Consider the following 12,485-nt stretch of genomic DNA (forward strand, 5'->3'; position numbering starts at 1 on the left):
CGATCCCAGAAGAACTAAAATAAATAAAGCGCTATGCTTATTATAGAGTTACAGCAAAGAGACAAGAGATAGACGCGACGTGATGACAGAATCAGAAATAGTAAAAGAAGAAGATAACCAGGTCGGTCCTGGGACACTTCTGAAACAGAAGCGCGAATCGCTTGGGCTGACTCAAAAGCAGATCGCGGACAAGCTTCGGCTACGTCTGACGATTATACAGTCGCTCGAGGAAAATAATTTTGATATCGACAAGGTATCAACATTTACAAGAGGCTATGTTCGTTCTTATGCCAAAGTGGTTGGGATTGATGAGCCAGAAATACTCGCAGCGTACGATCATTATTGTGGTATGGCTGCTCCTGATTTATTGATGACCAGCTTTTCAAGAAAAACCACCCGAGAGCAGCATAACAGCCGAATTAATCTGATTACGGTTGGCATTGTTGCCATTGTGATCGGTATTTCATCGGTCTGGTGGTATCAAAACCAAAAACAGGACACACTGATTCCAGCTCAGACTCAGACATCATCACAACAGGATCCGGTCGCAAGTTCGTCGGGAGATGAGAAGACTGATGATTTTACGACGGTACGTGATCTGACTCTGTCATCCCCAGAGTCATCTGATACTGAGAATGCTGCCTCACCTGCAGAGCCAGAAGCCAATGCCGCTGATGACACAACAGCTGCTGAACGTGAATCAGCACAACCTCAGCAAGACGAGCAGGAAGCGGCGGCAGATGAAACTGATACCGCGTCAGCAGAACCTGTTGCTTCCGATTCTGCCACGCCTCCCGCAGATGAACCGCAATCTTCAGCTGCATTGACGGCTCTGACCATGAATTTTGAGAATGATTGTTGGGTTCGAGTCACGGATACAAACGGTAAAACGTTAGCGATCGGACTGAAAAAAGCGAATCAATCTGTTCAGCTTCAGGGAGAAGCGCCATTTAAGGTTATTTTAGGGGCTCCGGAAAGTGTTTCTATGACATTTGCAGGTGAACCTGTTGACCTTTCTGGGTATACTTCAGGCAAAGTAGCCAGATTTAGCTTACCTTAGACAAAAATATGCAATATGAGTCTCCAATAAAGCGTCGCCGTTCGACACGTATCTACGTTGGCGATGTTCCTATCGGCGATGGTGCGCCCATCGCAGTTCAGTCGATGACAAATACGAGAACGACCGATGTCGAGGCAACGGTTGCTCAAATCCATTCACTGGAAAAAGTCGGTGCAGATATTGTTCGGGTTTCAGTTCCGACAATGGATGCAGCGGAAGCATTCCGAGAAATTAAGAAGCGCGTATCGATTCCTTTGGTTGCCGATATTCATTTTGATTACCGCATTGCACTTCAGGTTGCGGAATACGGTGTGGATTGTTTACGGATCAACCCGGGAAATATCGGTCGTGAAGAGCGAATTCGTGCCGTTGTCGATTGCGCTCGCGATAAAGGCATTCCCATCCGAATTGGTGTCAATGGTGGATCATTAGAGAAAGATATTCAGCAGAAATATGGGGAGCCAACAGCCGAAGCGCTGGTGGAATCCGCAATGCGTCATGTGGATATTCTTGACCGGCTCAATTTTGACCAATTTAAAGTGAGTGTGAAAGCCTCCGATGTTTTTCTGGCCGTTGATTCTTATCGTTTGTTGGCTCAGAAAATCGATCAGCCTTTACATTTAGGGATCACCGAAGCTGGTGGTGCGCGCGCGGGTGCGGTTAAATCATCCGTTGGGCTGGGCATGTTGCTTGCTGAGGGGATTGGCGATACGTTGCGTATTTCGCTGGCGGCAAATCCGGTCGAAGAAATTAAAGTCGGATTTGATATCCTCAAGTCTCTGCGGATCCGTTCCCGGGGAATTAATTTTATTGCCTGTCCGAGTTGTTCCCGTCAAGAATTTGATGTCATCGGCACCGTCAATGCACTGGAAGAGCGTCTTGAAGATATCCTCACACCAATGGATGTCTCGATTATTGGCTGCGTTGTCAATGGCCCCGGAGAAGCTGAAGCTTCACACTTGGGCATTGCGGGTAGCAATCGCAAAAGTGCATTTTATGAAGATGGGGTCCGCCAGAAAGAACGGTTCGACAATGATGATTTAATTCATCAGCTTGAAGCAAAAATCCGGGCAAAAGCGTCAATGCTCGACCAGCAAAATCGCATTCAGGTCACTCAAGTCGAAGACAACAATTAATATCATGATGAATTTACGGTAATCCTTGTGACAAAAACAATTCAAGCAATTCGAGGCATGAACGACTGCCTCCCGACACAATCACCGCTCTGGCAAAAGGTTGAGGGCAAGGTAAAACAAGTTATCAATGCATACGGCTATAGTGAAATTCGTATGCCGATCATTGAAATGACACATCTGTTCAGTCGCGCGATCGGTGAAGTGACCGATGTGGTTGAAAAAGAAATGTATACTTTCGAAGATCGGAATGGTGATAGCCTAACCTTACGTCCTGAAGGTACGGCTGGCTGTGTCCGAGCCGGTATTCAGAATGGCCTGCTATATAATCAGGAACAGCGTTTGTGGTATATGGGGCCGATGTTCCGCCATGAGCGACCTCAGAAAGGACGGTACCGCCAATTCCATCAGTGTGGCGTCGAGGTGTTTGGTCTTGATGGACCAGATATTGATGCAGAGTTAATCATGATGACCGCCCGGATGTGGCAGGCGTTGGGGATCGCACCCTATGTAAAACTCGAACTCAATTCAATTGGATCACCAGAGGCGCGAGCTGAATACCGGACCGCGTTAATCGCCTTTCTGGAGCAGCATGAATCCGTGTTGGATGAAGACAGTAAACGTCGGATGTATACCAATCCGCTGCGGGTGTTGGACACCAAAAATCCAGAAATTCAGGCAATTTTGGGTGAGGCACCTAAGTTGTCCGAATATCTTGATAGTGATTCCCGTGCTCATTTTGCTGGTTTATGTGAACTTCTTGATGCTGCAGGTATCGAATACACGGTCAATGAGCGTTTAGTTCGCGGATTGGATTACTATAATCGTACCGTTTTTGAATGGGTGACAGAAAGTCTCGGCGCTCAGGGCACGGTCTGTGGCGGTGGTCGCTATGATGGCCTCGTCGAACAAATGGGCGGTAAAGCGACCTCTGCGGTTGGTTTCGCGATGGGATTGGAACGTCTGGTTCTGATGGTTGAAGCACTGGAACTGACTGATGATATTGCCCGTCAAGTCGATGTTTATGTTGTGACGGCTGGCGAAGGCACATTATCGGCGGGAATGAAATTGGCCGAATCTATCCGGGAATCATTACCGACGCTGCGTATTATGAACCACTTTGGTGGTGGTAATTTCAAGAAACAGTTTAAGCGGGCCGATAAAGTCGGCGCCTCTGTTGCATTAGTTCTCGGAGAGGATGAAATGGCACAACAGATGGTTGTCTTTAAAGATCTGAATGGTGGAACTCAGGACACGGTTCTACAGTCAGATATCATTGAAAAACTGGCTTATTTTTTCAAGTGCTGATAGTTGGCAGTTCAGCTGAGATGCTTAATTAAAGAGGGAAAAACGTGGAACTCTACGATACCGAAGAACAACAAGTTGAAGCGATTAAGAATTGGTGGCAAGAGAATGGCAAAGCCGTCATTGTCGGCACCGTTGTCGGTTTAGCTGCGATTCTAGGCTGGAATTATTATCAGTCATCAGTGAAAGCGGCTCAGGTGGCTGCCTCTCATCAGTATTCTGATGTGGTTGCTTCACTTTCTCAGCAAGGGCTCGACGCAGAAAAAACTGTTCAGAGTTTCATTGAACAACATTCAGACAGCAATTATGCCGTGCTGGCCGCCATGCAGTTAGCGAAATCTCAAATTGAAGCCAAGCATCTGGATGAAGGGCTTGCTCAGCTTGAGTGGGCTAAAACGCATACCGATGATAAAGCATTGGATACGTTGATTGACTACCGAATTGCCCGGATTCAGGCTGAACAAGGCAATTATGAGAGTGCGGAAGCATCTTTGAAACAGATTACCGACTCAGGCTGGGTTGGTCGCGTTGCTGAGCTGAAAGGTGATATTGCGCTGCGTCAGGGCAATAAGGAAGCTGCTTATGTTGCTTATACTGAAGCTCAGCAGGCAGAAGATGCCAGCCAGACATTACAAATGAAGTTAGATGATCTTGCCAAATAAGGGCGTGAGTGAATGAAAAAGTGGTTTGGCAACTTATTTTTAATGGCTGCAATGACGAGCGGGTTGGTTGGATGTTCCGGAGAAGAAGAGTCGGTCGTCATGGCGCCTGTTCCTGTCGTCAAAAGTCAGTTTACGCCACATTCGGATTGGCATGCTTCTGTAGGTAGTGGGGTCGGTCATTATTTCTCAAAACTCAAGCCGAAGTATGCTTATGACACCATTTTTGTTGCTGATCGGGATGGTTTAGTCAAAGCGCTGAATCCGGAAAATGGTAAAGAACTCTGGCATCATGATCTTGAAGTGGATGATCCTATTCGTTTGGCCGGCGGAATTGAGTCTGGATTTGATCAGATTTATGTTGGTAGTGAAAATGGGATGGTTTATGCGCTGGATGCGAAAAGCGGTGAACTGAAGTGGAAGCAGAACATCGGCGGTGAAGTTCTGGCATCCCCGACAACTGATAGCAACCTATTGATCATCAATACCAGCAATGGCAACTTAACGGCACTGGATCAAAGCAGTGGCAAAGAACAATGGGTGATTAGTACCGAGGTACCAAACCTGACGTTGCGCGGCGTGAGTGAGCCGGTTGCTGTATCTGGCGGTGTATTCTGGGGAACGGCTGGTGGGCGTCTGGCTGCCGCGATTACGTCTCGGGGACAAATGATTTGGCAACAACCTATCGGGATACCGAAAGGGGCGACAGAAATTGATCGACTTGTGGATGTTGATTCATCGCCACTGGTTATCGGCAATTCCCTTTATACCATTGGTTATAATGGTCAATTGGTTGATATTGATCTCCGTTCGGGCAAGCCGGTCTGGAAGCGTACCTATTCTTCAGCAAAAAATATCGCAACGGATGGTGGCCGTCTGTTCATCGCGACGGATGAAGACCATATTGTCGCAGTTGATGCGCGTAGCGGAACAGAACTGTGGACTAACAGTAAACTCGAACACCGCTTGGTGACCGCTCCCGTCGTGATCAGTAACTATGTTGTTGTTGGCGATAGCGAAGGCTACCTCTACTGGATTGACCGGAATAGTGGTGATTTTGTTGCTCAACAGTTTGTTGATAGCAGTGGATTTGCTGTTTCTCCTATCGCTTTGCCTGACAATAGTTATCTGTCGATCACTCGAAATGGCGATCTGAAGAAACTGACGATCCGCTAAGAATTCGTGATATAATTTATAATCGGCTCCTGGCTGGAAACAGTTAGGAGCCATTTTATTGTGGTTTTGAAAGACTGCTTTTTCCAAGCAGTTGTGCTTTGTGTGATACCGGCTGGATTCATCAAAATGAATGGACGCCGTCATGTGGTTATACACAGAGTATTGAACGATTTAGAGGTTGTTATGGTTCCTGTTGTTGCGCTGGTTGGGCGTCCGAATGTCGGTAAATCTACATTATTCAACCGATTAACCCGTACTCGCGATGCATTGGTTGCAGACTTTCCCGGTCTGACCCGAGACCGTAAGTATGGTCATGCCAAAGTAGGCGAGCAAGAGTTCATCGTGATTGATACTGGTGGTATTGATGGTGGTGAAGAAGGTGTCGAAAGCAAAATGGCACAACAATCTCTGGCTGCAATTGAAGAAGCCGATGTTGTGCTATTTATGGTCGATGGCCGTGCCGGATTAACGCCAGCAGATGAAGGGATTGCATCGCATTTACGTAAAATTGAAAAGACTTCATTTCTGGTTGTAAATAAAGTCGATGGCATTGATGCCGATGCTGCCAGTGCTGAATTCTGGCAGTTGGGGATGGCGCAAATGTTCCAAATTGCGGCAGCCCACGGACGAGGTATCAGTGCACTGATTGAACGGGTTTTAACGCCAACGATTGAATCGTTAAAAGCACAGGCTGAAATCGAAGACCTGACTGACATCGAAACAGTTGAACAACCTGCCATACAGAATTACACCGAAGAAGATGCGGAAGCTGAATATCAGCGCTTGCAAGAGCAACCGATCAAGCTGGCAATTATCGGACGTCCCAATGTCGGTAAGTCAACGCTCACCAACCGTATTCTGGGTGAAGAACGCGTCGTTGTTTATGACATGCCCGGAACTACCCGCGATTCGATCTACATTCCGATGCAACGTCACGAACGTGAATATGTCTTGATCGATACAGCAGGCGTACGGCGTCGTAAGCGCATTCATGAGACTGTCGAAAAATTCTCGGTTGTGAAGACACTCAAAGCGATTGAAGATGCGAACGTTGTATTGCTGTTGATTGATGCCCGGGAAAATATCTCTGATCAGGATTTAAGCTTGCTTGGTTTTGCCCTGAATGCCGGACGTTCGATTGTTCTCGCTGTAAACAAGTGGGATGGATTGGACATTGATGTTAAAGATCGTGTGAAAAAAGAACTCGACCGTCGGTTGGGATTTGTCGATTTTGCCCGTATCCACTTTATTTCAGCATTGCATGGTACAGGTGTCGGTCATTTGTTTGAGTCTGTCGAAGAGGCCTACAAATCAGCGACAACACGAGTGAGCACATCAGTGTTGACACGTATTATGAAAATGGCAACGGAAGATCATCAGGCACCGATGGTTCGTGGTCGACGCGTCAAGTTAAAGTATGCGCATGCTGGTGGTTATAATCCACCGCTCATTGTCATTCACGGCAACTTGGTCAATGAGCTGCCAGACTCTTACAAACGTTATTTAATGAATTACTATCGTAAGTCTTTAGAGATTATGGGGACACCGATCCGGATCCAGTTCCAGAGCAGTGAAAACCCGTATGAGAATAAGTCCTCTAAGTTAACCTTGTCTCAAGAGAGACAGAAAAAACGCTTGATGTCGATGATGAAGCATCGCAAAAAATAGTTTTTCGTTATGTAGATGTATCAAGAGCCCGGCAAACAAGCCGGGCTTTTTCATGTCTGGCATTTGGTCTCTGTCACCGACAATCTTTACAAACAACAGACAATGTAAGGTATATGATCTTTTTATGAAATGCTTTATACGGTGTTTTGATAGGTATTTTTATTTATAATATATCGTTTAAAATTCAAAAACAGAACATGTAACTTATGCTTTCGGTGTGTGGTTATATAAATGTTCTTTTTGGTATTGATCGCTGATCAGTGTGAATAAAGCATGAGATCAAGCAAAGATCTTGCTCTTTGCTGTCAGGATCCACGTTATCCTCCGTTTTACCAGTGCAAGCAAATACTTATACATGTCTGCTTCACTGAGTATACAATCAATCGAGTGATTTCAGATCTGATCTTTTTCCATATACGATCAGCTATACAGATCTGAGATGTGGATCAGATCGACAGCGAGTGAAATCGTGCTATTCCAAAAAAGAGGAGAAGAGATGAGCCTGAATCAATGTCCAACGTGTGATGAAACTCTTGAATGGGATGGACAGTATTATTGCCCGGTATGTGCGATACATTACCGCAAAGTCGCGTACTGTCCTGATTGCCGAACTGAATTGGAGCGATTACAAGCCTGTGGTGCGGTCAGCTACTTTTGTCCACAGTGTAACGAACAGAAGTCAAAACGAAATCCTAAACTACGCTTGATATTTCAACCGATAGGCCAAGACTCTGAAGGATAGTGTTTACTCAGACTGAATGACGGTTGAGCGAATCGTGCCATCGGCAAGGCGAGTGGTGATGCATTCACCGGGTTTGACATCGTTCAGACTCCGGATGATCTGACCGGACTGGTTTTGAGTGACGGAGTAACCTCGTCTCAACGTCGAAAGCGGGCTGACAGCATCTAATGTCTCGGCTGCGAGTGCCAATTGATGACGTGAACTGAGCAATCTTCTTTCTATCGCATCAATATAACGCTGTTCATATTTTTTCAGCAGATAATGCTGTTGCTGAATCTGTTGTTGTGGCGAGTTGTATCTGAGTTGGTTGGTCGTTCGCTCGATCATTTGCGAATGTCTGGCTAAATAATGCTGCATAGCTTGTTGCAGGCGAATACTTAACTCATCCATCTGCTGAATTTGTCGTTCCAGACGATAACTTGGGTGTTGTTTTTCCAAGGCATATTGATGTGTCTGACTCTTCTGACGTTGTTCTGCCAGATAATAGCGCATCGCTTGGCTCAGACGGTGGCGATAATTGAGCAGGCCGGTTCGTTTATAACTACTGTCACGGCTCACTAGCTCGGCTGCGGCTGAAGGTGTCGGAGCTCGCACGTCGGCAACAAAATCAGCAATCGTGATATCAATTTCATGACCAACTGCACTGACAATCGGGATTTGGCTGGCAGCGATTGTTCGGGCGACAATTTCATGGTTAAAACACCATAAGTCTTCCAGAGAGCCACCTCCGCGTCCAACGATTAACACATCACACTCTTGACGGGCGTTAGCCCGGCCAATCGCTTGGGCAATTCGAATTGCAGCATCTTCTCCCTGTACCATCGTCGGATAAATAATCACAGGCAGTGTCGGATCTCGGCGTTTCAACACATCGAGAATATCAAACAGGGCAGCACCGGTTTTGGAGGTAATAATACCAATACATTGCGGGTGCTCAGGCAAAGGTTTCTTATTACCGGGAGCAAATAACCCTTCCGCAGTGAGCTTTTGCTTCAATTGCTCGAATTCTTGTTGAAGCCGTCCATCACCTTCGGCTTGCATACTTTCGATGATTAACTGATAGTCACCCCGTGGTTCGTATAACGACAGACGTGCTCTGACTAAAACCTGCTGTCCGTTTTGGGGCCTGAAAGAGACAAAACGATTATTGCCTTTAAACATGGCACACTTGACCTGTGCCCGGGCGTCTTTCAGCGATAAGTACCAATGCCCTGAAACCGGTGCGGAAAAATTGGAGACTTCACCGAGCAGCCAGATGATGCCCATCTCATTTTCGAGGAGCAGACGAACTTCTGCATTAAGGCGGGATACCGTATAAATGTTTTGGTTGTTTGCAGATAGCACAGGAGAATGTCGTGGCCGTAGGAATGGAAATTAGCCGCAATATAATACATATCAAGGGGGCAATTGCAAATAAAAATTGAATAAATGTGTAGTAAAACGATTAATCGCTCGGTATAATCCCTCCGCAATATCAAATCCAATTCACTTTGATAAAAACATTTGAGGGATTGGGTTATTTCTTTTAACACCCTAGCTGTGAGATATTGCAAATGCTACGAATCGCCAAAGAAGCCCTGACTTTTGATGACGTATTGCTCGTCCCCGCCCATTCAACTGTTCTCCCAAATACTGCTGACCTGAAAACTCGGCTGACCAAAAATATCACGCTGAACATTCCAATGATTTCTGCGTCCATGGATACAGTCACAGAGGCGCGTCTTGCGATTGCTTTGGCTCAGGAAGGTGGCATTGGCTTTATTCATAAGAATATGTCAATCGAACAACAAGCTGCTCAGGTTCGTCAGGTGAAAATCTATGAAGCCGGAGTTGTTACTTCTCCTGTGACGGTTCAACCAGACCAAACCATCGCTGATGTTATGGCTCTGACTGAAAAACATGGCTTTGCCGGATTCCCTGTCGTGACAGAGAATAATGAGCTGGTTGGTATTATCACTGGCCGTGATGTTCGTTTCGTGACGGACTTGACCAAAAAAGTCTCTGTAGTCATGACACCCAAAGAACGTTTAGCTGCGGTAAAAGAAGGCGCATCGCGTGCGGACGTTCAGGAAAAAATGCACCAGGCCCGTGTTGAAAAAGTTCTGGTTGTGAATGATGAATTCCAACTGACAGGCATGATCACTGCAAAAGATTTCCATAAAGCAGAAATTGCACCCAATGCGTGTAAAGATGAGTTGGGTCGTTTGCGTGTGGGGGCTGCTATCGGTGCCGGCGCAGGCAATGAAGAACGAGTCAAAGCATTGGTTGAAGCTGGTGTTGATGTGTTGTTGATTGATTCTTCTCATGGTCATTCTGAAGGGGTCTTGCAACGGATTCGTGAAACACGCGCAACCTTCCCTAATTTAGATATTATCGGTGGCAACGTTGCAACGGCTGAAGGTGCGCGTGCGCTGATTGAAGCGGGTGTCAGTGCAGTCAAAGTGGGCATCGGCCCTGGCTCGATTTGTACCACGCGTATTGTCACGGGGGTCGGGGTACCACAGATTTCAGCCATCGGTGATGCCGCATCTGTTGCCAACGAATATGACATTCCAGTGATTGGGGATGGCGGTATCCGTTTCTCCGGTGATATCTGTAAAGCAATCGCTGCTGGCGCATCTTGCGTGATGGTTGGTTCGATGCTTGCCGGTACAGAAGAATCTCCGGGAGAAGTGGTTCTTTATCAAGGTCGTTCTTATAAAGCCTATCGTGGTATGGGTTCACTGGGCGCGATGTCAAAAGGCTCTTCAGATCGTTACTTCCAGTCAGATAATGCGGCCGATAAACTAGTTCCTGAAGGGATTGAAGGACGTATTGCATACAAAGGTCTGCTGAAAGAAATCGTTCACCAACAAATGGGTGGTCTGCGCTCTTGTATGGGATTGACCGGTTCTGCAACGATTGAAGATCTGCGTACCAAGGCTCAATTCGTACGAATTTCTGGTGCTGGCATTCAAGAATCCCATGTCCACGATGTTCAAATTACGAAAGAAGCACCAAACTATCGTTTAGGGTCATAATCCCGCAACGAAAACGTTTGCTTTTTGCTTGATGATGACATGAGAGGCGAGTAAACTCGCCTCCGTTCTATAAACTTTTCTTTGAAGACGACTCAACATGACCAAAAACATTCATGACCAACGGATCCTTATCCTCGATTTTGGTTCACAATACACGCAGCTTGTCGCACGTCGTGTCCGTGAAATTGGCGTATATTGCGAATTATGGAGCTGGGATGTCGATGAAGCCGACATTCGAGAATTTAATCCGAACGGCATCATATTATCAGGTGGCCCTGAAAGTGTAGCCGAGGAAAACTCGCCTCGCGCACCACAATATGTCTTTGATTGTGGTGCGCCTGTTTTGGGCGTTTGCTATGGGATGCAGACCATGGCAGAACAATTGGGCGGGAAAGTCTCCGGTTCGACTGAGCGTGAATTTGGCTATGCTCAGGTGAAGGTTGTTCAGGAATCGAAGCTGTTTGAAGGCCTACGTGATAGCGTCACTGACGATAACAGCGCGCTGTTAGATGTTTGGATGAGCCACGGTGATAAAGTCGTAGAGATTCCAATGGGATTCACCCAAGTTGCGCAAACGGATACCTGTCCGTATGCAGCAATGGCAAATGAAGAGAAAAAATACTACGGCGTGCAGTTCCATCCTGAAGTGACTCACACCAAGCAAGGCCTGCAAATGCTGGAAAACTTCGTTTTTGGTGCATGTGGTTGTGAACGCTTGTGGACGCCTAGCTCAATTATTGAAGATGCGGTTGCCCGAATTAAAGAGACTGTCGGTGACGATGAAGTCCTTTTGGCGCTTTCCGGTGGTGTCGATTCATCGGTTGTTGCGATGCTGGTTCAACGTGCTATCGGTGACAAACTGACCTGTGTTTTCGTTGATAACGGCTTATTACGCCTCAACGAAGGCCAGCAGGTGATGGAAATGTTCGGTGACCATTTCGGGCTGAATATTATCAAAGTTGATGCTGAAGAACGTTTTCTCAATGCACTGGTTGGCAAGTCTGATCCGGAAGAGAAACGAAAAGTTATCGGGCACGAGTTCATTGAAGTCTTTGATGAAGAAGCCAGCAAGCTGCAAAATGCCAAATGGCTTGCACAGGGCACCATTTATCCGGATGTCATCGAATCAGCTGCCTCCAAGACCGGTAAAGCACATGTGATTAAATCACACCACAATGTGGGTGGATTACCCGAAGATATGGAAATGGGCTTGGTTGAACCATTACGTGAGCTCTTTAAAGATGAAGTGCGTAAAATTGGTTTAGAACTCGGTCTGCCATATGACATGCTATATCGTCATCCATTCCCGGGGCCGGGTCTGGGTGTCCGAGTTTTAGGTGAAATCAAGAAAGAATATTGTGATTTACTGCGCCGTGCAGATGCCATCTTTATTGAAGAGCTCCGTGCAGCGGACTTGTATAACCAAGTATCACAAGCATTCACCGTGTTCCTTCCTGTTCGTTCAGTCGGTGTGATGGGCGATGGCCGTAAGTACGACTGGGTCGTATCGCTACGTGCCGTGGAAACGATCGACTTTATGACGGCACATTGGGCGCATCTGCCTTACGAATTCTTAGGCCGAGTCTCAAACCGCATTATCAATGAGATCGATGGTATCTCGCGCGTGGTTTACGATATTTCAGGTAAGCCACCGGCAACAATTGAGTGGGAGTAGGGCTGATTATCAATAGCGATTAAAGCCTTAAGCCAATAAATGTAATG

10 protein-coding genes are annotated in these 12,485 nt (G+C 46.6%); 9 read left to right on the forward strand and 1 reads right to left on the reverse strand.

All coding sequences use genetic code 11. From position 1 onward, the window contains the following. Nucleotides 1-82 precede the first annotated feature (82 nt). The 7 genes from rodZ (at nucleotide 83) to BSQ33_RS12610 (ending at nucleotide 7,743) form a co-directional block, all read left to right on the forward strand. Nucleotides 83-1,060 carry a cytoskeleton protein RodZ gene (gene rodZ, locus BSQ33_RS12580; RefSeq protein WP_088134208.1) on the forward strand — a complete coding sequence of 326 codons (978 nt, stop codon included), beginning with the start codon at nucleotides 83-85 and terminating at the stop codon, nucleotides 1,058-1,060. A gap of 8 nt (nucleotides 1,061-1,068) precedes the next feature. Next, nucleotides 1,069-2,196, forward strand: coding sequence for a flavodoxin-dependent (E)-4-hydroxy-3-methylbut-2-enyl-diphosphate synthase (ispG, locus tag BSQ33_RS12585; protein ID WP_021020775.1), 1,128 nt, complete (start codon nucleotides 1,069-1,071; stop codon nucleotides 2,194-2,196). 27 nt (nucleotides 2,197-2,223) lie between these two features. Further along, nucleotides 2,224-3,501, forward strand: a complete 1,278-nt coding sequence (hisS, locus tag BSQ33_RS12590; RefSeq protein ID WP_021020776.1) for a histidine--tRNA ligase — start codon at nucleotides 2,224-2,226, stop codon at nucleotides 3,499-3,501. A 44-nt stretch (nucleotides 3,502-3,545) separates the two neighbouring features. After that, nucleotides 3,546-4,160, forward strand: a complete 615-nt coding sequence (locus BSQ33_RS12595; protein ID WP_021020777.1) for a YfgM family protein — start codon at nucleotides 3,546-3,548, stop codon at nucleotides 4,158-4,160. Nucleotides 4,161-4,172: 12 nt separating this feature from the next. Further along, nucleotides 4,173-5,333, forward strand: a complete 1,161-nt coding sequence (gene bamB / locus BSQ33_RS12600; RefSeq protein ID WP_021020778.1) for an outer membrane protein assembly factor BamB — start codon at nucleotides 4,173-4,175, stop codon at nucleotides 5,331-5,333. 183 nt (nucleotides 5,334-5,516) lie between these two features. After that, complete coding sequence (der, locus tag BSQ33_RS12605; RefSeq protein WP_088134587.1) at nucleotides 5,517-7,001, forward strand: ribosome biogenesis GTPase Der; 1,485 nt, start codon at nucleotides 5,517-5,519, stop codon at nucleotides 6,999-7,001. A gap of 496 nt (nucleotides 7,002-7,497) precedes the next feature. Then, on the forward strand, nucleotides 7,498-7,743 hold the full coding sequence (locus BSQ33_RS12610; protein ID WP_088134209.1) for a zinc ribbon domain-containing protein: 246 nt from the start codon (nucleotides 7,498-7,500) through the stop codon (nucleotides 7,741-7,743). A gap of 3 nt (nucleotides 7,744-7,746) precedes the next feature. Here the strand turns inward: BSQ33_RS12610 and xseA are convergent, their stop codons facing one another. After that, nucleotides 7,747-9,087 carry an exodeoxyribonuclease VII large subunit gene (gene xseA, locus BSQ33_RS12615; protein WP_088134210.1) on the reverse strand — a complete coding sequence of 447 codons (1,341 nt, stop codon included), beginning with the start codon at nucleotides 9,085-9,087 and terminating at the stop codon, nucleotides 7,747-7,749. 209 nt (nucleotides 9,088-9,296) lie between these two features. On the opposite strand from xseA, the gene guaB reads away from it, so the two are divergent. Together guaB and guaA are read left to right on the forward strand one after the other, a co-directional pair. Next, a complete protein-coding gene (guaB, locus tag BSQ33_RS12620) occupies nucleotides 9,297-10,763 on the forward strand; it encodes an IMP dehydrogenase (RefSeq protein ID WP_021020782.1) in 1,467 nt (488 codons plus the stop codon). A 97-nt stretch (nucleotides 10,764-10,860) separates the two neighbouring features. Next, a complete protein-coding gene (guaA, locus tag BSQ33_RS12625) occupies nucleotides 10,861-12,438 on the forward strand; it encodes a glutamine-hydrolyzing GMP synthase (RefSeq protein ID WP_088134211.1) in 1,578 nt (525 codons plus the stop codon). Nucleotides 12,439-12,485: the final 47 nt, after the last annotated feature.

Origin of the sequence: Vibrio gazogenes (assembly GCF_002196515.1) — a bacterium.
GTDB classification, from domain to species: domain Bacteria; phylum Pseudomonadota; class Gammaproteobacteria; order Enterobacterales; family Vibrionaceae; genus Vibrio; species Vibrio gazogenes_A.

What these genes read in the sequence shown, in the direction of transcription:
- rodZ (WP_088134208.1), top strand. Translation starts at nt 83, where the DNA reads ATGACAGAATCAGAAATAGTAAAAGAAGAAGATAACCAGGTCGGTCCT.
- ispG (WP_021020775.1), top strand. Translation starts at nt 1,069, where the DNA reads ATGCAATATGAGTCTCCAATAAAGCGTCGCCGTTCGACACGTATCTAC.
- bamB (WP_021020778.1), top strand. Translation starts at nt 4,173, where the DNA reads ATGAAAAAGTGGTTTGGCAACTTATTTTTAATGGCTGCAATGACGAGC.
- der (WP_088134587.1), top strand. Translation starts at nt 5,517, where the DNA reads ATGGTTCCTGTTGTTGCGCTGGTTGGGCGTCCGAATGTCGGTAAATCT.
- BSQ33_RS12610 (WP_088134209.1), top strand. Translation starts at nt 7,498, where the DNA reads ATGAGCCTGAATCAATGTCCAACGTGTGATGAAACTCTTGAATGGGAT.
- guaB (WP_021020782.1), top strand. Translation starts at nt 9,297, where the DNA reads ATGCTACGAATCGCCAAAGAAGCCCTGACTTTTGATGACGTATTGCTC.
- guaA (WP_088134211.1), top strand. Translation starts at nt 10,861, where the DNA reads ATGACCAAAAACATTCATGACCAACGGATCCTTATCCTCGATTTTGGT.